At 66.0% G+C, this 24,364-nt stretch carries 17 protein-coding genes; 10 read left to right on the forward strand and 7 right to left on the reverse strand.

Annotation, left to right across the window (positions count from 1 at the left end; genetic code table 11):
* Positions 1-40: 40 nt before the first annotated feature.
* From ABDZ92_RS06675 to ABDZ92_RS06685, 3 genes are read right to left on the reverse strand one after another with little or no spacing between them, the layout of a single operon-like run.
* A complete protein-coding gene (locus ABDZ92_RS06675) occupies positions 41-754 on the reverse strand; it encodes a phosphocholine cytidylyltransferase family protein (protein WP_125960776.1) in 714 nt (237 codons plus the stop codon).
* 1 nt (position 755) lies between these two features.
* A complete protein-coding gene (locus ABDZ92_RS06680) occupies positions 756-1,847 on the reverse strand; it encodes an inositol-3-phosphate synthase (protein WP_125960775.1) in 1,092 nt (363 codons plus the stop codon).
* Positions 1,847-2,812, reverse strand: a complete 966-nt coding sequence (locus ABDZ92_RS06685; protein ID WP_343762058.1) for a CDP-alcohol phosphatidyltransferase family protein — start codon at positions 2,810-2,812, stop codon at positions 1,847-1,849. Before ABDZ92_RS06685 ends, ABDZ92_RS06680 begins: the two co-directional genes overlap by 1 nt.
* A gap of 148 nt (positions 2,813-2,960) precedes the next feature.
* On the opposite strand from ABDZ92_RS06685, the gene ABDZ92_RS06690 reads away from it, so the two are divergent.
* The 4 genes from ABDZ92_RS06690 to rplA all read left to right on the forward strand — a co-directional run bounded on the left by ABDZ92_RS06690 (position 2,961) and on the right by rplA (position 5,269).
* A complete protein-coding gene (locus ABDZ92_RS06690; protein ID WP_125960773.1) occupies positions 2,961-3,296 on the forward strand; it encodes a DUF6481 family protein in 336 nt (111 codons plus the stop codon).
* Positions 3,293-3,970: a spermidine synthase family protein gene (locus ABDZ92_RS06695; RefSeq protein WP_125960772.1), complete on the forward strand. Its 678-nt coding sequence runs from the start codon at positions 3,293-3,295 to the stop codon at positions 3,968-3,970. The genes ABDZ92_RS06690 and ABDZ92_RS06695 overlap by 4 nt, the downstream gene beginning before the upstream one ends.
* Before the next feature lie 170 nt (positions 3,971-4,140).
* Entirely contained in the window at positions 4,141-4,572 is a 432-nt protein-coding gene (gene rplK / locus ABDZ92_RS06700; RefSeq protein ID WP_125960771.1) for a 50S ribosomal protein L11, read from the forward strand.
* A 4-nt stretch (positions 4,573-4,576) separates the two neighbouring features.
* The gene (rplA, locus tag ABDZ92_RS06705) at positions 4,577-5,269 is read left to right on the forward strand and encodes a 50S ribosomal protein L1 (protein ID WP_125960770.1); all 693 of its coding nucleotides are present in this window, start codon (positions 4,577-4,579) and stop codon (positions 5,267-5,269) included.
* 290 nt (positions 5,270-5,559) lie between these two features.
* On the opposite strand, the gene ABDZ92_RS06710 is transcribed toward rplA, so the two are convergent.
* A complete protein-coding gene (locus ABDZ92_RS06710; protein WP_125960769.1) occupies positions 5,560-8,613 on the reverse strand; it encodes a TonB-dependent receptor domain-containing protein in 3,054 nt (1,017 codons plus the stop codon).
* A gap of 150 nt (positions 8,614-8,763) precedes the next feature.
* On the reverse strand, positions 8,764-9,330 hold the full coding sequence (locus ABDZ92_RS06715) for a L,D-transpeptidase family protein (RefSeq protein WP_125960768.1): 567 nt from the start codon (positions 9,328-9,330) through the stop codon (positions 8,764-8,766).
* Positions 9,331-9,755: 425 nt separating this feature from the next.
* Here ABDZ92_RS06715 and rplJ point away from each other — a divergent pair, with 425 nt between their 5' ends.
* Both rplJ and rplL read left to right on the forward strand, forming a co-directional pair.
* On the forward strand, positions 9,756-10,277 hold the full coding sequence (rplJ, locus tag ABDZ92_RS06720; RefSeq protein WP_125960767.1) for a 50S ribosomal protein L10: 522 nt from the start codon (positions 9,756-9,758) through the stop codon (positions 10,275-10,277).
* A 54-nt stretch (positions 10,278-10,331) separates the two neighbouring features.
* Positions 10,332-10,712 carry a 50S ribosomal protein L7/L12 gene (gene rplL / locus ABDZ92_RS06725; protein WP_125960766.1) on the forward strand — a complete coding sequence of 127 codons (381 nt, stop codon included), beginning with the start codon at positions 10,332-10,334 and terminating at the stop codon, positions 10,710-10,712.
* A gap of 332 nt (positions 10,713-11,044) precedes the next feature.
* On the opposite strand, the gene ABDZ92_RS06730 is transcribed toward rplL, so the two are convergent.
* Entirely contained in the window at positions 11,045-12,370 is a 1,326-nt protein-coding gene (locus ABDZ92_RS06730) for a hypothetical protein (protein WP_125960765.1), read from the reverse strand.
* 364 nt (positions 12,371-12,734) lie between these two features.
* Here ABDZ92_RS06730 and rpoB point away from each other — a divergent pair, with 364 nt between their 5' ends.
* The 4 genes from rpoB to ABDZ92_RS06750 all read left to right on the forward strand — a co-directional run bounded on the left by rpoB (position 12,735) and on the right by ABDZ92_RS06750 (position 22,727).
* Positions 12,735-16,880, forward strand: a complete 4,146-nt coding sequence (rpoB, locus tag ABDZ92_RS06735) for a DNA-directed RNA polymerase subunit beta (RefSeq protein WP_125960764.1) — start codon at positions 12,735-12,737, stop codon at positions 16,878-16,880.
* 73 nt (positions 16,881-16,953) lie between these two features.
* The gene (rpoC, locus tag ABDZ92_RS06740) at positions 16,954-21,219 is read left to right on the forward strand and encodes a DNA-directed RNA polymerase subunit beta' (RefSeq protein ID WP_125960763.1); all 4,266 of its coding nucleotides are present in this window, start codon (positions 16,954-16,956) and stop codon (positions 21,217-21,219) included.
* Between the two features lie 245 nt (positions 21,220-21,464).
* Positions 21,465-22,253, forward strand: coding sequence for a TorF family putative porin (locus ABDZ92_RS06745; RefSeq protein ID WP_125960762.1), 789 nt, complete (start codon positions 21,465-21,467; stop codon positions 22,251-22,253).
* Positions 22,254-22,316: 63 nt separating this feature from the next.
* Positions 22,317-22,727: a low affinity iron permease family protein gene (locus ABDZ92_RS06750; protein WP_125960812.1), complete on the forward strand. Its 411-nt coding sequence runs from the start codon at positions 22,317-22,319 to the stop codon at positions 22,725-22,727.
* 65 nt (positions 22,728-22,792) lie between these two features.
* Here the strand turns inward: ABDZ92_RS06750 and ABDZ92_RS06755 are convergent, their stop codons facing one another.
* Complete coding sequence (locus ABDZ92_RS06755; RefSeq protein WP_125960761.1) at positions 22,793-24,295, reverse strand: S10 family peptidase; 1,503 nt, start codon at positions 24,293-24,295, stop codon at positions 22,793-22,795.
* Positions 24,296-24,364 lie beyond the last annotated feature (69 nt).

Here is a 24,364-nt window from a genome sequence, read left to right on the forward strand (position 1 = left end):
TTTCTTTTACGTCACCAGCCTGTGCTCAACGGAACTGCGCCTAGACGACGCTGGTGGCCGCGAGCCACGCCTCCGCCTTGTCGAGCGCCCATTGGTCGTCGACGTCGATCCAGTCGAGGTCGCTGCAGTCGGTCACCCGTGCCTCGCCATCATGGGCAAGGGCGCGCATCCCTTCCGTCAGCGAGGGCGCCGCGAGCGTCCGTAGCGAGGCGAACAGCCCCGCCCCAACCGCAAACACGCCCGTGTCGAAGCAGTCGTAGGGATGCAGCCCCTTGCCGATCGCGACGATGTGCTCGCCCGCCGTCTGCACGCGCGTCACGTCGTCCAGGTCAATCCAATCGCTGTCGAGCCGCCGGTCGATTCCCAAGCGAGCGCCGGTGGTCGCCTCGCCCGTCTCCGCCATCCGTCGATAGAGGGCCGGGTCGACAAGATGATCGCACATGGCGAGCAAGGCAGGCGCCCCGGCGACATGGCCTTCTGCCGCCAATACGGACACGCCATTGGGCTGGCGATAATCCTCGACCCGCACCGTCTCGACGGCGAGCGGCCAGGCCCGCTCGCCGAGATGAGATTCGATCTGCTCGGCACCATAGCCGAGCACGACCACGACGCGCGCCATGCCTGCCTCCGCCAGCCCCGCAATCGCGTGATCCACCAGGGGGCGTCCCCCGACAGTACACAAGGGCTTGAACGGCGCTGCGGAACGCAGCCGGCTTCCTTCACCGGCTGCCAGCAGGATGGCGGTATCGATCACCTCAATGGGCCGCGACGAACGCTTCCACCGCCTGCTGGGCGAGGTCGTCGGTCATCTGCGTGCGCGGATGCTTGCAGAAATAGGCGGAGGCGCCGTCGATCGGACCGGCAAGGCCCCGGTCCTTCGCCAGCTTGGCGCAGCGGATCATGTCGATCGCAACGCCGGCGCTGTTCGGGCTGTCCTCGACCGAAAGGCGCAGTTCGAGGTTCATCGGCACGCCGCCGAACATCGAGCCTTCCATGCGCAGGAAGCAGATCTTGTTGTCGTTCTGCCAGGGCACATAGTCGGACGGGCCGATGTGGACGTTGTCCTCCTCGAGCCGCTCGGCCGCGACCGATTGCACCGCCTCGGTCTTGGAGATCTTCTTGGATTCCAGGCGGCGATGGTTCGACATGTTGAGGAAGTCGGTGTTGCCGCCGGTGTTGAGCTGATAGGTCCGCTCCAGCTTCACGCCGCGCTTGGCGAACAGGTCGGTCAGCACGCGGTGCACGATGGTCGCGCCGAGCTGCGCCTTGATGTCGTCGCCGACGATCGGCACGCCCGCATCCTCGAACCGCTTCGCCCATTCCGGGTTGCTGGCGATGAAGACCGGGATGTTGTTCACGAAGGCGACGCCCGCTTCGATCGCGCATTCCGCGTAGAATTCGGTGGCAGCCTGCGAGCCCACCGGCAGATAGTTCATCAGCACGTCGGTGTTGGTCGCGCGGAGCGCTGCGACGACCTCTTCCTTCGTCGGTTCCTTCGCGTCGGCGAGGAGGAAGGTGCGGTCGTCCTTGTACTCGGACATGTGCTCGGCGACGCCGTCCAGCACCTTGCCCATCTGAACGATCGCGCCGGTCGGCTCGACTTCGGCACAGAAGATGGCGGTGCAGTTCGGCTTGGCGAAGATCGCTTCCGCCACATCCTTGCCGACCTTGCGCTGGTCGACGTCCCAGGCGGCCACGACCTTGATGTCGCTCGGCCGGTAGCCGCCAAGGTCCCAATGCATCAGGCCCGTCCGCTCGTTGGCGCCGTCGCGATAGTGGGAAAGTCCCTGAACGAGGGAGCTGGCGCAGTTACCGACGCCGACGACTGCGATGTTGATGCTCGGCATTACTTCTTCACGTCCTTCGACTGGATGATTGGAATAGAGGAAAAGGCGCGCTCCACCGGAGACGCGCTGCGGGCTAGTCGGGCCTCGACGCTGCGATGCCAAATCAACCCGATGATCAGAACAAGGGTGAGCGGTCCGATCTCGAACCACCAGAACAGCCGCGGATCGCCCGCCAGACACGCGACGAAGATCGCTCCGATCCGCGTGTTGGCGGTCAGGAACCGCATCAACCGCATCGGCTTGGCCGCCTGCTGGCCATAGACAGCCGCAAGCCGTGCGGAGTCGCTCCTGTTGCGGAGGGCGTCGTCAAACGGACCGGCGAACCGATCGACCGTCCCGGCAATGCGGTCGTAGAACCGGACAAGCGGGTTGCGACTGGGTTGCGGGGGCGCCGAGCCCAAACCTTTGCACCGGCGGTGGAAGCGCGCGCGCTCCCCTTCGTAAAGGTTCGATTGCAGCGCGTGCGCGACACCTGCTGCAATGGCCAGCAACCAGCCATCGAGGGTGCTGATCGACGAGGCGAGAACCAGATAGATCAGGATGAAGACGCCATGATCGCACAGGCCGTCGAGCGCCCGCCCGAGCGGGCTCGCCGTGCCGGTCGCCCTCGCAATCATGCCGTCGAGTCCGTCCGCGATCAGCCAAGCGACCGACAGCACCGATCCCGCCACGACGAACGGCCAATGTTCCCAGCGGCCGAAGGCGAGAGCGGCCAAGACGCCGAGCGTCAGCCCCCCGACCGACACTGCGTTTGCCGAAATTCCCCGTGCGATGAACCAGGGCAGCAGCATCCGCCCCGCCGGGTGTATGACCCACAGGTTGGTAGGATCCTCGATCCGGCGATCGCGTGACTGGTCCGGTGGAGGGGGGGTCATCGAAGTGTCACGTACAGGTGCATCGGCCTTTCCAGCAAGCAGTTTGCGACGAGCCCTCAAGCACTCGAGCCTTGAAGTGAACGCGGCCACGGCAGCTGGGCATAAATACTGGGGGTTCTGCAGGCCGTTTTCGACGTCGCCGCCGGATCCGCACCATTCGCATGCGAGACTCTGCGGGAGATTGGTCTAAAGGGCTCCCTCTCCGGTCGCGATGGTCGCGACCCATGACGGACTAGACATGGCAGGGTACAAGACTCCCGATTTCTCCGAACGTGCAGCCGCATCGCGTGCCGCCAAGCAGACGGCGCTCGAAAAGCTCCGCAACAAGCCCGCCGCGGATCCGGCAACCATCGCGGCGCGCGAGGCGACCCAGGCAGCCCGCAAGGCTGCCGCGGCCGAGCGTCGTGCCGAGCGCCTGAAGGCCGCCGAAGCCGAGAGGGCAGCGAAGCTGGCCGAGGCGGAGGCAGCCCGTGCTGCCCAGGCACCTGCTGCGCCCAAGCCCCAGAAGACGGCGGAAGAGCTGAAAGCCGCTCGCGACGCCCGATACGCTGCGCGCAAAGCCCGCAAGCGGTGACTCCGCGCGAGCTGATCGGAGTCGCCGAGGTCCCGGGAGGGCCGCCGCTGCGGCTGGTCCGTCGCGGCGGCGACTTCATGATCCTGCTCGAACGCAATGAGTTGATGAGCAGCCGCATGCGCGGATCCGAGGTCGCGCTGGGCACCATGACCTGCGATCGACTCGGGGCGCGCCCGGCACCGCGGCTGCTGATCGGCGGCTATGGCATGGGCTTCACGCTGCGTGCGGTGCTCGGCCTGGTGGGCCCCGACGCCCAGGTGACGGTCGCCGAACTGGTGCCCGGCATCATTGAATGGGCGCGTGGGCCGATGGCGGAACTCGCCCAGGGATGTCTGGACGATCCGCGCGTCACCATCCGGATGGGCGACGTGGGGGCCGCGATCGGCGAGGCTGCGGCAGGCCCCGAGCGCTATGACGCGATCCTGCTGGACGTCGACAATGGTCCTGACGGTCTTACCCGGCAAGAGAATGACGGCCTGTACACGGCGCGCGGGCTGGCGCTCGCGCGGGCAGCGCTGCGACCGGGCGGCATCCTCGCCGTGTGGTCGGCCGCGCCCGATCCTGCATTCGCACGGCGACTTGCCCAGGCGGGATTTGCCGTTGACGAGGTTCGCGTCCGCGCCCGGGAGAATGGCAAGGGACCGATGCACGTCATCTGGTTCGCACGGGTGTGAGGCTCCGGCACGGCCAATTGCCTTTCGCCCCCGCTTCGGCTATGCGCGCGCCTTCCAACGTCATGCGTGGAAAACTTGCGGGAGGCGTCTGTCCATCGGGCGGCCGATCGAACCGCTAAACTTGAAACGGGCGAGGTCGCCAGACCCTGCCCCGCTACAGAGTGAGAAACATGGCAAAGAAGATCACCGGCTATATCAAGCTGCAGGTTGCAGCTGGTGCCGCCAACCCGTCGCCGCCGATCGGCCCGGCGCTGGGTCAGCGCGGCGTGAACATCATGGAATTCTGCAAGGCGTTCAACGCGCAGACCGGCGACGTCGAGAAGGGCACCCCCCTCCCCACCGTCATCACCGTCTATGCCGACCGCTCCTTCTCGTTCGAGACCAAGACGCCGCCGGCGACCTACCTTCTCAAGAAGGCAGCGAACCTGAAGTCGGGCTCCAAGGAGCCGGGCAAGGTGACCGCGGGTTCGATCAAGCGTTCGCAGGTGGCCGACATCGCCACCGCGAAGATGAAGGACCTGAACGCCAACGACATCGAGGCAGCGACCAAGATCATCGAAGGCTCCGCCCGCGCGATGGGCCTCGAAGTGGTGGAGGGCTGAGATCATGGCCAAGCTGACCAAGAAGCAGAAGACCTGGACGATCGACAGCGAGAAGCTGCACGGCGTTGACGAAGCGATCGCGCTGGTGAAGTCCAACGCGACCTCCAAGTTCGACGAGACCGTCGAAGTCGCGCTGAACCTGGGCGTCGATCCGCGCCACGCCGACCAGATGGTCCGCGGCGTCGTGACCCTGCCCAAGGGCACCGGCAAGACCGTCCGCGTGGGCGTGTTCGCCCGCGGCGCCAAGGCTGACGAAGCCACGGCAGCCGGTGCGGACGTCGTCGGCGCCGAGGACCTGATGGAAGCCATCCAGGGCGGCAAGATCGACTTCGATCGCTGCATCGCCACCCCGGACATGATGGGCCTGGTCGGCCGTCTCGGTAAGGTGCTGGGTCCCAAGGGCCTGATGCCGAACCCGAAGCTCGGCACCGTGACCATGAACGTCGCAGCCGCCGTGGAAGCCGCCAAGGGCGGTCAGGTCGAGTATCGCGTCGAGAAGGCCGGCATCATCCATTCCGGCATCGGCAAGGCGAGCTTCTCGGCCGAGGACCTGCGCGAGAACTTCGACGCGCTGGTCGATGCGGTCGTCAAGGCCAAGCCGTCGGGCGCCAAGGGCAAGTACCTGAAGAAGGTCGCGCTCTCGTCGTCGATGGGCCCGGGCGTGCGGGTGGACGTGGCGGAAGTCGCCACCGCCTGATCCCTTCGGGACTCGATACAAACGGAAAGGGCCGGGAGCGATCCCGGCCCTTTTTGTTTGTGCGGCCCGCAGCAGGCCGCTGCGGGCCCTTACGCTGCTCCCTTGCCAGCGCTGCATCCTCCCCCTGCCCGGACGCCTCTCGCCCATCTACCCGGCAGTAAGGGTCAGCAGGGCGCCGTCTTCAGCGGGACTCTCAACTGTGGGTCGGCGCGAGCATCCAGGGCGCCTGCCATGAAAAAAGACGCCCGGGTCTCCCCGGGCGGCTGATTTGATCGTCCGATCTTCGCGGATCAGAACTTGGCGGTCGCCGAGACCCGGAAGAAGCGGCCCAGGATACCCGAGAAGTAGGTCTGGGTACCGAAGCCCCCGGCCGGAACCGGATAGGGTGCCGACTTGTCGAACACGTTGTCGACGATCAGCTTCAGGCCGAACTGCTCGTTCACCTTCACACCGACGGTGGTGTTGAACAGCCACCAGTCGCCCACGCCGCTGATGTTGCGGGCATTGTCGGCCTCGTCGATGTCGAACTCACCCTTGCCGGTGTAGCGAGCCTGGAACAGCAGGTTGAAGCTGTCGCTCTCGTAGGTGAGATTCGCCGTGCCGGAATGGCGAGGATAGCCGACTTCACCCGCGAAGTGGTTCACGTCGCCAGTGCCGACCTGGGTTTCCAGCTTGTCGCGGTAGAAATAGTTCACCGACAGGCCCACCGTTCCGCTGCTGTCCAGCCCGACGCGCGTGAGCGGCAGGCGGTAGGCTGCGGTCGCCTGCAACCCTGCCGTCTTGTAGCTTGCAGCGTTGTAGTAGCCCTCGTTGATGTTCGTCACCTGGCCGTCTGCGTCGCGCGTGACCAGGCTGCAGAAGCTGTTCGGGAAGTCCGCCGAGTCATAGCAGGCGTTGAGGATGTCCTCGCCGCCCAAGGACGTGATCGCATCCTTCAGCTCGATATTGATCCAGTCGACTGCAAGCGTGAAGCTGCGCGCGAACCGGGGCTGGATGATGGCACCGACGGTCCAGCTATTCGCCTTCTCGTTTTCGAGGTTCGGGTTACCCGAAACCGTGACCGGGATGGTGAAGTTGCTGAAGTTGGAGTCGAAGGTTGCCGGGTTAATACCCACGGCACGGCAATTCGCTTCACGAACCGCAGGGTTCGGGCCGCTCTGGTAGTAACGCTGATCACACGGATCGGCGCCGCTGTCGAACGCACGCGAGGTGGGGTTGAACACTTCGGTGATCGCGGGCGAGCGGATGGAGCGGGTGAAGTTGCCGCGGATGGTGAAGTCGCGGATGAAGCCGATCCGGCCACCGGCGGTCCAGGTCAGATCGCCGCCCGAGAGGGAGTTGTCGACGTAGCGCGCCGCCCCGTCGAACTCGAGCGTGTTCAGCCAGCTCAGCGCGTTCTTGCTCGAAACGAACGGGATCACCAGCTCGCCGAACACCTCGTTGGTGTGAAACTTGCCGCTGATCGGGTCGATCGGGATCGTGCGGCCGTACTGCACGCGCGAGCCGTCTTCCTGCTCCTCGCCGCGATAGAAGTCGCCCGGATCGAACGAGGTCTTCTCTTCACGATGCTCGTAGCCCGCCGAGATGTTCACGTCGTTGCCGAACAGCGTGAAGATCGGTCCGGTCACGTTGGCGTTGAACACCAGCTGCTCGTTGACCGACCGGGGCGTGGCGATCGCGAAGATGTAGTCGCGAGCGGCCTGGCTGGCCTGGCCACTGCCCAGGATGTTGAGCGGCGCGCAGGTCGATCCGATCGTTTCGATGCTGGCGCTGGTGTAGCCGGGCCGGCACACGATGTTGCCGCTGGCATCCACCACCGCGTCGAGCGCGTTGGCGAAGTTCTGCTGCACCAGTTCGTAGTTGCGGCCCTTGGTGACGGAGCGGCCGTACACCGCTGACGCTTCCCAGTTGAAGCGACGCTCACCAATGTTGAAGCCACCGTCGAACCCGCCGACGAAGCGGTAGGTTTCCACCGTCGCCTGCGAACGGCCGGTCGTGAGGTCGTTCAGCGCCCGGCCCAGGTAGAATTCCTCCTGGCCAGGCTCAAGGTTGGCGGCGATCGTCGCGCGATCTGCAGCGCTCAGGTACGGATTGCTGAGGCTGAGGATGATGTTGCCATCCGCGGTCCCCGCGTCGTCGAACAGCCAGGTGTTGTAGTTCGGCTGGTCGATCAGGTTCACGCCCTTGCTGTGCGAGTACCAAGCCTCGCCAAAGAAGCGAACGCTGTCGGTAAGCTCATAGCTGAGCTGCGCGTTGGCAAGGTAGCGCTCGGAATCGGTCAGCAGGTTGGTCTGCGCAGGCAGGTCGAAGCCGTTACCGCCGCTGCTGATGTAGCCCTGACGCATCGGGGTGCCGAGGTCGAGCGGAACCAGCGTGCCGTTGTCGCCGAACTGGAGCAGCTGGCCCGCGGCATTGCGGATGCCCGAGCGCGAAACAAGCGCGTCGTCGGCGCTGAACGGAACGCCGCCCGAGGTGAACGCCGTATAGCGCTGGTTCGGGAACAGAACGCGCTGGAAATCGGAGTCGCCGGTCGGCGAGCCGAAGAACAAGCCCTGCCGCGTGCGGCTGCGATCGTTCGCAACCAAGCCGCTGACCCGGTTGTATTCGCCCGAGATGACGATGTTGCCGCGCCCATCGGCGAAGTTCTTGCCGGCCAGCACGCTGATGCGGTTGTCCGGGGCATCGCCCTGCTCGGAGATGCCGGTCTGGCCTTCGATGCTCAGGCCTTCATAGTCGCGCTTCAGGATGATGTTGACGGTGCCCGCGATCGCATCCGAACCGTAGATCGGCGCACCGCCGATTGCGACCGTCTCGACCCGCTGGACCAGCGTCGTCGGGATGTTGTTGAGGTCGACCTGCGTGCCGGCAGCCACCGGGCCGAAGATGCTTGCGGTGTTCGAGGACACGAAGCGGCGGCCGTTCACGAGCACCAGCGTGCGCTGCGTGCCCAAGCCGAAGAAGTCGACGAAGGTCTGCGCCGGGCCGAAGGACGACTGCGCACCCACGCCGCTGTTGCCCGGAGGACCGAAGGCCGGGATCTCGGTCAGCGCCTGGCCGACGTTGGTGTAGCCGCGGTTCTCGATCTGGGCCGCACCGATCACCTGCGTCGGCTGCAGCGTATCGAACTCGGGGCGCGCGATACGCGAACCGGTGACCACCACTTCGGTCGCCGGATCAGCCTCGTCCTGCGTGGTGGCGTCAGTAGCCTGCGACTCGGTGACAGGCGATGCGGACTGGGTGCCAGCCTGATCCGCGGTTTGAGCGAGGCCCGGAGCGGCAGTGCCCAAGGCAACGAGCGCGCTTGCGCTCAGGAGCGCCCGACGGCGCAGCGACAACATGGTCATGATCATCCCCTTTTACCCAACACGGGATGAGACCCGCTTAGGCCTCAGGGATGAACAGCAGCAATAAACGAGAGCCGCACCCGCATGATTTCATGAGAGCTGGTTGCAGAAATGCCACAGCCGGCAAAAGCGTGTGGGCCGACCAAGACTTCAACCGGCTACCGCCACCTGAACCCCCTCGGTGCCATACACCTCCGGCATCCAGTCGCGCGTCACCAGGACGGTGTCACCCTTCCTGGCCTGCGCATAGAGCAGCGCTGCGAACTCGTCGGGGACGCCGATGCAGCCGTGGGTCGCGTAGCGGCTGTCGACGTCCTCGCCCGACCCGTGGATCGCGACGCCGCCCCAGGTGAGCCGCAGCATGTACGGCATCGGTGCATTGTAGAGGTTCGAGACATGGTCGCGATCCTTTTCCAGGATCGGGAAGCTGCCCGTCGGCGTCGGCTTATGGTCCGCGCCATAGATGATCAGCGTCCGCCCGATCTCCACGCCGCCGCGGTAGACGTAAAGCCGCTCGCGCCGGAGATCGACCACGATGGCGAGCTTGCCGGGCGGCACGCCTTCCGGCGCCCAGAGATATTCGCCGGGTTGCAGGACGCCGCCGGTCTCCATCACGCTCACCACCTTGGGCTGCGGTGGCGCAGCTTGAACCGGCCCGGCCGCGAGCACCGTGCCCGCGAGCGCAGTTGCAAGGAAAAGGGAACGGGCGAAACGCATTGAACGGCCTCCGGGCCGTGGCACCGTGCCACGAGCCGAGTCTTAACGTTTCGTTTACCAACTCGGCTCCCGATGTTCACCAGCAGCAGCTAAGTTGCTGGGACCGGCTTGTTTCGTTCCGGGACCCCGATCGGTTTCGCTTGCTTCGCCGCGCCGGTCTGCTATGGGCGCCACCTGATCCGGCGCGCGTGCGCGTCCGGCTCGCCGTCCGAGACAGCAGGTGCCGGCTTCCGGCTTAATGCCCTGCCTAGACGGGGAAGGTGATTCTATTCCTGGCGACCTGCATCCGCAGCGCCGGGTCCGCCATCGGGTTGATCCGCTGGCACCAGAGCCCATGCCCCTCGGACACGTCGCCCCCGGTGGTTCGCCATCGGGACATGTACCGGGCTGTGCCTAGCGCACCGCCCATTTGTGAGGAGAACGGCATGGATCGCGCTCAAAAGAGTGAGCTGGTATCCGAGCTGAACCGCACCTTCAACGAGGTCGGCGTGGTGGTCATCACCCGCAACCTCGGGATGACCGTCGCCCAGTCGACGGCGCTCCGTACGAAGATGCGCGAAGCCGGCGCCAGCTACAAGGTCGCGAAGAACCGCCTTGCCAAGATCGCAGCGGAAGGCACCGATTACTCGGTCATCGCCGACCTGCTGACCGGGCCGACCGCGCTTGCGACGTCTGCCGACCCCGTGGCTGCCGCCCGGGTCGTCAACGACTTCGCCAAGACCACGGACAAGCTCGAGATCGTCGGCGGGGCGATGGGCGGCCAGCTTCTCGACGCGGAAGGTATCAAGGCACTTGCCGGCCTGCCGTCGCTCGACGAGCTGCGCGCAAAGATCGTGGGGCTCATCGTGGCACCTGCGACCAAGCTCGCGACCATCACCCAGGCACCGGCGGCGCAGATCGCTCGCGTGCTTGCGGCGCATGCGGACAAGGAACAGGAGGCCGCCTGATCGGCGCCCCTGCCCTGACTATCAACCCGAACTATCTGATTTTGGAGATTACACATGGCTGACCTGAACGCGATCGTCGACCAGCTGAGCGAACTGACTGTCCTCGAGGCCGCTGAGCTCTCGAAGCTGCTCGAAGAGAAGTGGGGCGTTTCGGCCGCTGCTGCGGTTGCGGCTGCTCCGGCTGCTGGCGGCGCTGCTGGCGGCGCTGCTGCTGTCGAAGAGAAGACCGAGTTCGACGTGATCCTCACCGGCGACGGTGGCAAGAAGATCAACGTCATCAAGGAAGTCCGCGCGATCACCGGCCTGGGCCTGACCGAAGCGAAGGCTCTCGTCGAGGGCGCGCCGAAGCCGGTCAAGGAAGGCATCGCCAAGGACGAAGCCGACAAGATCAAGGCGCAGCTGGAAGGCGCCGGCGCGACCGTCGAGGTCAAGTAAGCGGCGCCCGGCTTCGGCCGGGCGGCACTTGCCGACAAGAAGAGGGGCGGCTCCGACCAGGAGCCGCCCCTTTTTCGTGCTTGAAGACGCTGGATGCGGGCCGCCGCTGCGACCGTCGCAGACGCGGCCCTGCGCCTTGCCCTGCCAACGCGCCTTAGAAGCCCCACACCGGAGCTCACGCGCCTTTCTGTAAGGCCGGTCGAGTACAGCGGCTTGGGCCCTGGGCCCCTTCCTGCGCAGGAGCCCGATGCTCTCGGAAGCCTCAGCTTCCGCCGGCGATGTCTCGGTACTGCCCGCCTCCGGGGAGGGGCTGGGGGAGGCTGTGCCCTCCCTCAGTCCCGACGAACCTCGCCGTGGAGCCGCGCCTCGAGCCGATCGACCATCCGGTCGCCACGATCGAGAAACACCGGTGCCAGCTTGTCGCTGCCCTGGATTTGACGGCCGACCACAAACGCGACGCGGGTGCGTGCCTCGCGTCCGTCGGACCAGCGGTAGCGCGCGTCGATCGCCATCACCGGCACGAAGAAGCGCCGCTCGCCGGCGCTCAACACCGGCAGGTTGTCGAGCGGCAGCGACACGGTCGCCTCGACCCTGCGCGCCTCCCCTGCCGCCACCGGGAACGGCTGGAGCTGCGCATGGATCGGCAGTTCCGCGAAGAAGCGTTCGATCTCGGCATCCTGCTGCGGGCTGGCGCCGAACAGGCCTGCGGCGAAGCGCAGCTCGGGCACAGCCATGTCGGTCGGATTGCTGGCTCCGAGTTCGAAGCGAACCACCGCCTTGTCGCCGTCGGTGCCCATCGCCATTGGCAGGAAAGTGAAGTCGAGCGGCGCCCGCTCTGTCGCCGGCGCTGGAGCCGGGGCGGGCGTGGCGGGCGGCGTGCGGAACGCGGTCGACACGACCAGGCCCTCTGGTTCCGGCATCGGACGCGTCAGGAAGCTCGGGCCTTCCGGCTCGGATGCTGGGGCAGGAGCAGCAGGCGTCGGCACAGGGCCGGGCACCGCGCGGTTTAGGAAGCGCGGCTGCGCAGGTGTTGCGGGTTCCACCGGAGTGGCAGGCTCCGGTGCGGCTGCCACGCGCGGTGCCACGATCGAGGCAGGCTCGGCCGCCACTTCGGCGATCTCGTCCGGAGCATCTTCGGGCTTGCGGCGGCGCCAGAACAGCAGCGCGGCCATTGCGGCGACCAGCCCTGCCGCGAGTAGGATCCACAACAGCGAACTGCGCGACTCCCCTGCGGGCTCGGGCGTCGCCGGCGGCAGGTCGGTTGCGACTGATGGCTCCGGCGCCGGTTCGGCCTCGGGCTCGGGCTGAGCCACCGGCGTCAGCTCGGGCGTCGGCGCGGTTTTCGGAATTGGTTCAGCCGTTGGCGCCACTTCGGGAGCCGGCGAAGGAGTCGGCCGCACTCGTGGCGGCGCGACCAGTGCTGGCGCAGGCGTCGCCGTCGGCTGCGGGCGCGCCGTCCGGCGCGGGGTCGGCGTCGGCCTGGGCTCCGCTTCCGGACCGGACGGCGTCGCTGCCGGCGGCTCGACCGCTGGCGGTGTCACACTGTTGCCGGGCGGCAGCGTCCAGGGAAGCGGCACCGGTCCTGGCGCCGCATCCTGCGCGGCGGCGGCCATAGGCAGGAAAAGAACGGTGGTTGCAGCGATGGCGCGAATGGTCATGCGTTCCGCCAACGCCGATCCGCGCCCGCGCCGCCAGCACCCATCAGGCCTCGGTGCGCCGGACCGTGGCAATGCTGCGCCAGGCCGAACGACGCCCCTCGGCTCGGGATCAAGCCACGCCCTCACCCAAGGTTCGCGATTCCTTGACTGTTTCCGACCCGTGCCCTATATCCCGGCCCTGCCTCACGATCGGGAAATGATGCGTCGTCGCGCAACGCATTGGACGAATGGATCGGCCGAGGTCTTTCGAGACGCCCCGAAGCTGCGATCCCATCAGGGATGACGCGGCTTTTTGCGTCTCGTTCGCGCATCTGCCCGGGGCTTCCCGGGCGCGAAATTTGACCAAGCGAGGCGACCTACTCCCATGGCGACCAAGGCAATCGAGAACGGCACCGCGAAGCGCCGTATCCGCAAGGTGTTCGGCGACATCCACGAAGTGGTGCAGATGCCGAACCTGATCGAGGTTCAGCGCGAATCCTACGAGCAGTTCCTGCGGAGCGATCCGTCGACGGGCTATGTCTCGGGCCTGGAAAAGACGCTGCGCAGCGTGTTCCCGATCCGCGACTTCGCCGGCACCGCCGAACTCGACTTCGTGACCTACGAGCTTGAGGATCCGAAGTTCGACGTCGAAGAGTGCCGCCAGCGCGGCATCACCTATGCGGCGCCGATGCGCGTCACGCTGCGCCTGATCGTGTTCGAGGTCGATCCCGATACGGAAGCCCGTTCGGTGCTCGATATCAAGGAGCAGGACGTCTACATGGGCGACATGCCGCTCATGACCGAGAACGGCACCTTCTTCATCAACGGCACCGAGCGCGTCATCGTCTCGCAGATGCACCGCTCGCCGGGCGTGCTGTTCGACCACGATCGCGGCAAGACCCACGCATCGGGCAAGTACCTCTTCGCGGCGCGCGTGATCCCGTACCGCGGCTCGTGGCTCGACTTCGAGTTCGACGCCAAGGACATCGTTAACGTCCGCATCGACCGCAAGCGCAAGCTGCCGGTCACCAGCCTACTGTATGCGCTGGGCCTGAACTCGGAAGAGATCCTCAACCACTTCTACAACACCGTCACCTTCGTGCGCGGTGAGGGTGGCTGGCAGATCCCGTACGCCGCCGAGAACTGGCGCGGCCAGAAGCCGGCGTTCGACATCGTCGACGCGAAGTCCGGCGAGGTCATCTTCCCGGCCGGCCAGAAGATCAGCCCGCGTGCCGCCAACAAGGCCGGCAAGGACGGTCTCACCGACCTGCTGATCCCGACTGAGGAAATCTACGGCCGCTACAGCGCCTATGACCTGATCGACGAGACGACGGGCCGCATCTACATCGAGGCGGGCGACGAAGTGTCGGCCGAGAACCTCGAGCTGCTGGACAAGGCCGGGATCGATCGCATCGAGCTGCTCGACATCGATCACGTCACCACCGGTCCGTGGATCCGCAACACGCTCAAGGCCGACAAGGCCGAGGAGCGTGAGCAGGCGCTGTCCGACATCTATCGCGTCATGCGCCCCGGCGAGCCGCCGACGCTGGAAACCGCGGAGTCGCTGTTCGGCGGCCTGTTCTTCGATCCCGAGCGCTACGACCTCTCGGCCGTCGGCCGCGTGAAGCTCAACATGCGCCTGGACCTCGACGCCGAGGACACGGTCACCACGCTGCGCACCGAGGACATCCTCGCGGTCGTGAAGACCTTGGTCGACCTGAAGGACGGCAAGGGCGAAGTCGACGACATCGACAACCTGGGCAACCGTCGCGTGCGTTCGGTGGGCGAGCTGCTGGAGAACCAGTATCGCGTCGGCCTGCTGCGCATGGAGCGTGCGGTCAAGGAGCGCATGTCCTCGGTCGACGTCTCGACCGTGATGCCGAACGACCTGATCAACGCCAAGCCCGCGGTCGCCGCGGTGCGCGAGTTCTTCGGTTCGTCGCAGCTGTCGCAGTTCATGGACCAGACCAACCCGCTCTCCGAAGTGACGCACAAGCGTCGCGTCTCGGCGCTCGGGCCGGGCGGCCTGACTCGTGAGCGTGCGGGCTTCGAAGTCCGCGACGTCCACCCGACTCACTATGGCCGTATCTGCCCGATCGAAACGCCGGAAGGCCCGAACATCGGCCTGATCAACTCGCTGGCGTCGTTCTCGCGCGTCAACAAGTACGGCTTCATCGAGACGCCGTACCGCAAGGTGATCGACGGCAAGGTCAGCGACGAGGTCGTCTACCTGTCGGCGATGGAAGAGCAGAAGCACACCGTCGCGCAGGCGAACGCCGAGCTCGATGCCGAAGGTCGCTTCGTCGAGGACCTGATCTCCGCGCGTCAGGCAGGCGAGTTCCTGATGGCGATGCGCGATCAGATCACCCTGATGGACGTCAGCCCCAAGCAGCTGGTGTCGGTCGCGGCCTCGCTCATTCCGTTCCTGGAGAACGATGACGCGAACCGCGCGCTGATGGGCTCGAACATGCAGCGCCAGGCGGTGCCGCTGGTCCAGGCCGAGGCTCCGTTCGTGGGCACCGGCATGGAAGAGACCGTGGCCCGGGATTCCGGCGCCGCGATCTCGGCCAAGCGTGCCGGCGTGGTCGACCAGGTCGACGCGACCCGCATCGTGATCCGTGCGACCGGTGACGTCGATGCGAACGAAAGCGGCGTGGACATCTACACGCTGATGAAGTTCCAGCGCTCGAACCAGTCAACCTGCATCAACCAGCGTCCGCTGGTGAAGGTGGGCGACGTGGTGAAGGCAGGCGACGTGCTTGCCGACGGTCCGTCGACCGAGTTCGGCGAGCTGGCGCTGGGCCGCAACGCGCTCGTCGCGTTCATGCCTTGGAACGGCTACAACTACGAGGACTCGATCCTCATCTCCGAGCGGATCGTGAAGGACGACGTGTTCACGTCGATCCACATCGACGAGTTCGAGGTGATGGCCCGCGACACCAAGCTCGGGCCGGAGGATATCACCCGCGACATCCCGAACGTCGGCGAGGAAGCGCTTCGCAACCTCGACGAGGCGGGCATCGTGTACGTGGGTGCCGAGGTCGAGCCGGGCGACATTCTGGTCGGCAAGATCACGCCGAAGGGCGAAAGCCCGATGACGCCGGAGGAGAAGCTCCTGCGCGCCATCTTCGGTGAAAAGGCCTCCGACGTCCGCGACACCTCGCTGCGTCTGCCGCCGGGCGTTGCCGGCACGATCGTCGACGTCCGCGTCTTCAATCGTCACGGCATTGACAAGGACGAGCGCGCGATGGCGATCGAGCGCGAGGAAATCGAGCGCCTTAAGAAGGACTCGGACGACGAGCGCACGATCCTCAACCGGGCGACCTGGAGCCGCCTGCGCGAGATGCTGCTCGACCAGACCGCCGCCGCGGCGCCCAAGGGCGTCAAGAAGGGCGTCGTGATCGACAGCGACGTGCTCGACAGCGTCGATCGCCACGAATGGTGGAAGTTCGCGGTCGCCGACGACACGGTCCAGTCGAACCTGGAAGCCGTGAAGGCGCAGTACGACGAGGCTGCCCGCAAGATCCGCGAGAAGTTCGAGGATCGCCGCGAGAAGCTGGAGCGTGGCGACGAGCTGCCGCCGGGCGTGCTCAAGATGGTCAAGGTCTTCGTTGCGGTGAAGCGCAAGCTGCAGCCGGGCGACAAGATGGCCGGCCGTCACGGCAACAAGGGCGTCATTTCGCGCATCCTGCCGCAGGAGGACATGCCGTTCCTGGAAGACGGCACCCCCGTCGACCTGGTGCTCAACCCGCTGGGCGTGCCGTCGCGCATGAACGTCGGGCAGATCTTCGAGACCCACCTGGGCATGGCCGCGCGCGGTCTTGGCCGGCAGGTTACCGAGGCGCTGGAGCAGTGGCGTGAGGCCAATCCGAACCCGTCGATCGGCGCGATGCCGGACGCGGTCAAGGATCGCCTCAAGACCATCTATGGCGAGCAGTACCATGCGGAGATCGACGCCCGCGACGGCGAGGAGATCGTCGAGCTGGCGCAGAACCTGAAGAACGGCGTGCCGATGGCGACGCCAGTGTTCGACGGCGCCCGCGAAGCGGACGTGTCGCGGATGCTGGAGATGGCCGGGCTGGATCCGTCGGGTCAGGTGACGCTCTACGATGGGCGCACCGGCGACGCGTTCGACCGCAAGGTGACCGTGGGCTACATCTACATGCTGAAGCTCCACCACCTGGTCGACGACAAGATCCACGCGCGTTCCATCGGGCCGTACAGCCTCGTCACCCAGCAGCCGCTGGGCGGTAAGGCGCAGTTCGGCGGCCAGCGCTTCGGCGAAATGGAGGTTTGGGCACTGCAGGCGTATGGCGCGGCCTATACCCTGCAGGAGATGCTGACGGTGAAGTCCGACGACGTGGTCGGCCGCACCAAGGTCTACGAGGCGATCGTCAAGGGCGACGACACCTTCGAGGCCGGCATCCCGGAGAGCTTCAACGTGCTCGTCAAGGAAATGCGTTCGCTGGGCCTCAACGTCGAGCTCAAGGCACTCGAGGAAGACGACGGTCTGGCCGAGGCGGCGGAATAAGGGAGCGGGGGCGCCGCGCAGGCGGTGCCCCTCCCCGTTTCGCCCGGAGTTTTGCCCCTAGAGGGAATACGACATGAACGAACTGACCAACTTCGCGAATCCGGTCCAGAAGCCGGAGACCTTCGACCAGATCCAGATCGGCATCGCCTCCCCCGAGCGCATCCGTTCCTGGTCGTTCGGCGAGATCAAGAAGCCCGAGACGATCAACTATCGCACGTTCAAGCCCGAGCGTGACGGCCTGTTCTGCGCGCGCATCTTCGGTCCGATCAAGGACTATGAGTGCCTGTGCGGCAAGTACAAGCGCATGAAGTACAAGGGCATCGTCTGCGAGAAGTGCGGCGTCGAGGTCACCGTCTCGAAGGTCCGCCGCGAGCGCATGGGCCACATCGAGCTGGCCGCCCCGGTTGCGCACATCTGGTTCCTGAAGTCGCTGCCGTCGCGCATCGGCCTGCTGCTCGACATGCAGCTCAAGCAGCTCGAGCGCGTGCTCTACTTCGAGAGCTACATCGTGATCGAGCCGGGCCTCACCAGCCTGGAGAAGTATCAGCTCCTCACCGAGGACGAGCTGCTCGAGGCGCAGGACCAGTTCGGCGAGGACGCCTTCTCCGCCGGCATCGGCGCCGAAGCGGTCAAGACGATGCTGATGGAGCTCGACCTGGAAGGTGAGCGCAAGGAGCTTCTCGAAGAGCTGGCGGTCACCAAGTCCGAGCTGAAGCCCAAGAAGATCATCAAGCGGCTGAAGGTCGTCGAGAGCTTCATCGACTCGGGCAACCGCCCCGAGTGGATGATCCTGGACGTCGTTCCGGTCATCCCGCCCGAGCTGCGCCCGCTGGTGCCGCTGGACGGTGGCCGCTTCGCGACCTCGGATCTGAACGATCTGTATCGCCGCGTGATCAACCGCAACAACCGCCTCAAGCGGCTGATGGAGCTGCGCGCGCCGGACATCATCGTCCGCAACGAAAAGCGCATGCTGCAGGAAGCCGTCGACGCGCTGTTCGACAACGGTCGCCGCGGTCGCACGATCACGGGCGCCAACAAGCGTCCGCTGAAGTCGCTGTCCGACATGCTCAAGGGCAAGCAGGGTCGCTTCCGTCAGAACCTGCTCGGCAAGCGCGTCGATTATTCGGGCCGCTCGGTCATCGTGACGGGGCCTGAGCTCAAGCTGCACCAGTGCGGCCTGCCCAAGAAGATGGCGCTCGAGCTGTTCAAGCCGTTCATCTACGCGCGCCTCGATGCAAAGGGTCTGTCCATGACCCTGAAGCAGGCCAAGAAGTGGGTCGAGAAGGAGCGCAAGGAAGTCTGGGACATCCTGGACGAGGTGATCCGCGAGCATCCCGTGATGCTCAACCGGGCTCCCACGCTCCACCGTCTCGGCATCCAGGCGTTCGAGCCGGTTCTGATCGAGGGCAAGGCGATCCAGCTGCACCCGCTGGTGTGCTCGGCCTTCAACGCCGACTTCGACGGCGACCAGATGGCCGTGCACGTTCCCCTGAGCCTCGAGGCTCAGCTGGAAGCGCGCGTCCTGATGATGTCGACCAACAACATCCTGAGCCCTGCAAACGGCAAGCCGATCATCGTGCCGTCGCAGGACATGGTCCTGGGCCTCTACTACATCTCCATGGAGAAGCAGAACGAGCCCGGCGAAGGCATGATGCTGTCGGACATGGCGGAGGTGCACCAGGCACTGCACGCCGGCGCCGTCACGCTGCACACCAAGATCATCAGCCGCGTTCCGCAGACGGACGAGGACGGCAACACCTACATGAAGCGCGTCGAGACGACGCCGGGCCGCATGCTGCTCGGCGAGACGCTGCCGAAGAGCCACAAGGTGCCGTTCGAGACCGTCAACCGCCTTCTCACCAAGAAGGACGTGGGCGACGTGATCGACGAGGTCTATCGCCACACCGGCCAGAAGGAGACGGTGCTGTTCGCCGACGCCATTATGGCGTTGGGCTTCCGCAACGCGTTCAAGGCCGGCATTTCCTTCGGCAAGGATGACATGATCATCCCGGCCGCCAAGGAAGGCATGGTCGACGAGACGCGTGCTCTCGTGAAGGATTACGAGCAGCAGTATCAGGACGGCCTGATCACGCAGCAGGAGAAGTACAACAAGGTGATCGATGCCTGGAGCCGTTGCGGCGACCAGGTGGCGGCAGCCATGATGGACGAGATCCGTGCGGTGAAGCACGAAGACAATGGTCGCGAGAAGCCGGTCAACGCCATCTACATGATGGCGCACTCGGGTGCTCGTGGTTCGGCAGCGCAGATCAAGCAGCTGGCGGGCATGCGCGGTCTGATGGCCAAGCCTTCGGGCGAGATCATCGAGACGCCGATCATCTCGAACTTCAAGGAAGGCCTGACCGTCCTTGAGTACTTCAACTCGACCCACGGCGCTCGTAAGGGCCTCGCGGATACCGCGCTGAAGACCGCCAACTCGGGTTACCTGACCCGCCGCCTCGTCGATGTGTCGCAGGATTGCGTCATCATGGAAGAGGATTGCGGTACCGAGCGTGCGCTCGAGATGAAGGCGATCGTCCAGGGCGGTTCGACCATCGCGTCGCTCGGCGAGCGCATCCTGGGCCGCACGACGGCCGAGGACGTGGTCGACACCAAGACCGGCGAGGTCGTCATCCCTGCGGGCACGCTGCTCGACGAGGCGATGATCACGCAGATCGAGGCGCTGAACGTGCCGGGCATGAAGATCCGTAGCCCGCTCGTCTGCGAGGCCAAGATCGGCGTGTGCGGCAAGTGCTACGGGCGTGACCTCGCCCGCGGTACGCCGGTGAACATCGGCGAGGCCGTCGGCGTGATCGCGGCGCAGTCGATCGGTGAGCCGGGCACGCAGCTGACGATGCGTACCTTCCACATCGGCGGTGCGGCGCAGCTCAACGAGCAGTCGAACCTGGAAGCGCCGGTCGACGGCAAGGTCGAGTATCGCGACCTGCGCGTCATTATGGACCAGCGTGGCCGCCGCGTGGTGCTCAGCCGCTCGGGCGAGATCGCGATCGTCGACATGGACGGCCGCGAGCTTTCCGTGGATCGCATCCCGTACGGTGCCTATGTGCTGTGCGACGATGGCCACATCATCAGCGCGGGCGACCGCATGGCGGAGTGGGATCCGTTCACCATGCCGGTGATCACCGAGAACCCGGGTACCGTGAAGTACCAGGACCTCATCGACGGCAAGACCCTGACCGAGCAGGCCGACGAAGCGACGGGCATCACCCAGCGCGTCGTCACCGAATATCGCGGCAAGTCGAAGGAGGATCTGCGTCCTCGCCTGACCCTGCTCGACGAGAATTCGGGTGAGGCCGGCCGCTACATGCTGGCGCCGGGCGCGACGCTCTCGGTCGAGGATGGTGCGCAGGTTCAGGGCGGTGACGTTCTGGCCCGTGTCAGCCGCGAGGCTGCCAAGACCCGCGACATCACCGGCGGTCTGCCGCGCGTCGCCGAGCTGTTCGAGGCGCGCAAGCCGAAGGAGAATGCGATCATCGCAAAGGTCTCCGGCCGCGTCGTGTTCGGCAAGGACTATAAGGCGAAGCGCAAGATCGGCATTCAGCCCGAGGACGGCGGCGAGGTCGTCGAGTATCTGGTGCCGAAGTCGAAGGTGATCGACGTTCAGGAAGGCGACTACGTCAAGCGTGGCGACAACCTGATCGGCGGCAGCCCGGATCCGCACGATATTCTGGAGGTGCTCGGCATCGAGCCGCTTGCGGAATATCTCGTGTCGGAAATCCAGGAAGTCTATCGACTGCAGGGCGTGAAGATCAACGACAAGCACATCGAGGTGATCGTTCGCCAGATGCTGCAGAAGGTCGAGATCACCGACGGTGGCGACACCACTCTGCTGGCGGGCGAGCAGCTCGACCGCGACGAGATGGACGAAGCCAATGCCAAGCTGGCCCCGGGCCAGCAGCCGGCACAGGGCAAGCCCATCCTGCTGGGCATCACCAAGGCGTCGCTGCAGACCCGCAGCTTCATCTCGGCCGCCTCGTTCCAGGAGACGACCCGCGTGCTCACCGAGGCTTCGGTGCAGGGCAAGATCGACTCGCTGAACGGCCTGAAGGAGAACGTGATCGTCGGCCGGCTCATCCCGGCGGGTACCGGTGCGGGCATGAACCGCCTGCGCGTGGCGGCAACCAGCCGCGACGTGGCGCTCCGCGCACAGCAGCGGGCGCTCCAGGCCGCTCTCATCGCGCCGAACAGCGCCGAGGAAGAGCATGAGGCCGAGCATGCGCGTTCTGTCCGCGACGACCAGGGCACGAGCGACGCCCTCGCGTCGGTCACCCCGAGCGGTCACGGCACCGACGAGGATGCGGGCGAGTATCTGAACGACTGATCGTAGCGATCAGCCTGAACAACGAAGCCGCCGTCCGGGAAACCGGGCGGCGGTTTTGTTTTGCGGATGATCCAGCGGCCCGCGCCGACAGGTGCGTCGCAGCCGATGAGGGTCACCGCTCGGGGTGGCGCGACGCGGGGCGCATCGCTATCGCAGCCATGTCGAGGCAGGCCTCCCGAGCCTCCGCACCCAGCTGGTCGCGTTTGCCGAACGCGATCGCACCACCCAATCTTCGGAGATCGTCGATGCGCACGCGCTGTTCCGCCCCGGGAGCCAAGTCCCGCCTGCTTCTTCTGGTCGGCAGCGCCCTTCTCTCCGTTGCCGCCGCCCTGCCCGCCCGTGCCCAGAGCGAGACGGAGCGCTCAACCCTTTCCGTGGAACTCACCACCGACGATCGCGAGCGGGGAATCAGCTGGAGCGACGGCGACGTCAGCCTGCGAGGGACGGCGACCATCCCGCTTGGGGGCCAGGGCTTCTCGGTCACGGGTTCGGTCGCGACGCTGAACGACAGCCCTCGCCACGGCGGCGCTGCGGTGGGGATCGATCTCGCCGCCAGCTACGCACAATATCTGGGACCGGTCCGCCTGGACGGTGGGGTCACCGGCCACTTCTTCCCGGGCAGCGACCGCGCGCTCAGCTACCTCGAGCTCGGCGGCGGCGCCGGCTTTGCGCTGGGTCCCGTGCAGCTCGACGGCTTTGCACGCTATGCGCCGAAGCAGTCGGCGATCGGCGGCGACAACTTCTACATCGGCGCGGAAGGGCGCATGGGCATCCCCGTGACGCCGTTCACGCTGATCGCGGGGATCGGCCGCAGCTCGGGGAACGTCGACAACACGCTGCGCGCTGCGCGCCTGCGGCCGGGCGGCAACTACATGGACTGGCGCCTGGGCGTGGAGCATGTCACCGGCCCGCTGGTGATCGGCATCGACTATGTCGATACCGACATCTCCGACCGGGCGATCGTCGACTCTCCCTATGCGGATGGCCGCAACGCGGACAGCCGGTTGCTGGCGCGGGTCGGACTCAACTTCTGATGCTATGACCAAGGCGCGGCGCTGCTTGCTTTCGCGGCAGTTCGCGCTTTGGGTACGCGCATGCTGGACAACATCTTCACCGCCATATCCACCCGCATCGCAACTGCTGCCGGACAGCCGCTGACGTTCGTGCTTGCGCTCGTTACGATCCTAGCCTGGGGGGTTAGCGGGCCGATCTTCGGCTATTCCGACACGTGGCAGCTGGTGATCAACACCGCGACCACCATCGTCACCTTCCTGATGGTGTTCCTGATCCAGAACTCCCAGAACCGGGACGCAGCGGCGATGCAGGCGAAGCTCGACGAGCTCATCCGTGCCCTTGGCCCAGCTCGCGGCGAGTTCATCGGCATCGAGCATCTGACCGACCGGCAGATCGAGCAGATCCGGGCTGCGCTGGAGCAGGAGGCCGGCCATGAGCCGGGCAAGATCGGCACCGTCGACGACAGCGTGGAGACGCTGCTCAAGCGTCGCTAAGACGCCACCGCGAGCGAGTATGGCGCTGCCGATCGCGCCCGTTTGCGCGACCGGCAGCTACGGGCTCAGCGATACAGCGCCTGGGCATCCTGCTTGAACGACGCGCCGCTGTCGCTGCGGCTGTAGAACATGTGCCCGCCCGGATAGACACGCAGCTGCACGCGCTCCGCCTGGCCGAACGCCGGCATCTGGTCGACGATCAGGCGCGAGGCGAAGAAGGGGCAGGAGAGGTCGTCCCAGCCATGGACGATCATCACCCGCATCTTGGGATCGTTGGCGATCGCCTTGCGCAGGTCGCTCACCGGCGTGTCGTCCGGCTTGCCGCGATCCCAGGCCTGGTTCACCTCGTACGAAAGCGCATGGTAGCGCGCATCCGTCTTCCAGCCCACTTCGCGGGTGACGAAGTCGACCATCGCGCTGGTGGTGGGCGCGATCAACGCGTCCAGGATCGGGTCGTTCGATTGCTGCTGGGCCGACCAGGGGAAGGGATCGAACGCCGTCACGTTGGAATCATAGATGCTGCCGATCCGTCCTTCGTTGCGATGGATCTCGCGAAGGTAGGTGCGGCTGTCGATCCGGCCGCCCAGCTTCTGCACCATCGCAGGATCGAGCCCGGTCAGTTCCGCCACGCGCTGCGAGATCCGCGCGGTCGCTTCGGGATCGGATCGGCCGCGCAGCAGGTCGCGGGCATAGTCGCCGCGGACATAGGCCTCCACTTCCGCCATCGCGGCCGGCGTCAGGCGTCCCTGCCGCTCCAGGTTGGACGCCGCCATCGACGGCAGATCGATCATCCACGGCAGCGGCGACAGGGCGGTCGCGCCGTCCCCCGAGGCGGGATCGAGATAAGGGGACACCAGGATCATCCCGTTGACCCCGACGCCAATCTGCGACTGGAGCTCATAGGCGATCCGCGGCGCGCGATACCCGCCGTAGCTCTCGCCCATCACGTACTTGGGCGAGCGCAGCCGGCCTTCCTTGACGAGCCAGTCGTAGACGACCTTGGACAGGTACTTGATGTCGGGATCGTTGGCGTAGAACGCCTTCTTGGTCTCCGCCTCGTCCACCAGGCTGCGGCTGAAACCGGTGCCGACGGGATCGATGAACACCAGGTCGGTGAAGTCGAGCCAGCTGTTGGGATTGTCGCTCGCGATCGGGGCGTCGGAGGGCGCATCGCCCTGCGCACCGAACTGGACGCGCTTGGGCCCGATGGCGCCCAGGTTGAGGTAGACCGACGCGGCGCCCGGCCCGCCATTGAAGGCGAAGGTCACCGGACGCGCCGGATCGCGTCCCGGCACGGTGTACGCCGTATAGGTGACCTGGCCGATCTCCTTCCCCTTCGCGTCGCGCACGGGGATCGTGCCCACGGTCGCCTTGTACGACAGCGTGCGCCCGCCGATCCGCGCCGACTGGCTGATCGTCTTGTCGCCCGGCAGCGGCGGCGGCTTGGTCTCGTCCTCCGCCTTCTTCTTCTCGACGGTGGTGGTGGTCTCCGCCGACTGGGCATGGGCAAGGCTGCTGGTGCAGGCGAGCAGCAGGGCGGCGGCGGATAGGCGCAGAATCGATCGCAAGTGTTGAGCTCCCCTTCGCAAGGGAGAGAATGTTGCAGCGCGGAGACTGCGAGGCAATGATGAAGCCGG

Source organism: Sphingomonas molluscorum (assembly GCF_039522995.1).
In the GTDB taxonomy this organism is placed as follows: domain Bacteria; phylum Pseudomonadota; class Alphaproteobacteria; order Sphingomonadales; family Sphingomonadaceae; genus Sphingomonas; species Sphingomonas molluscorum.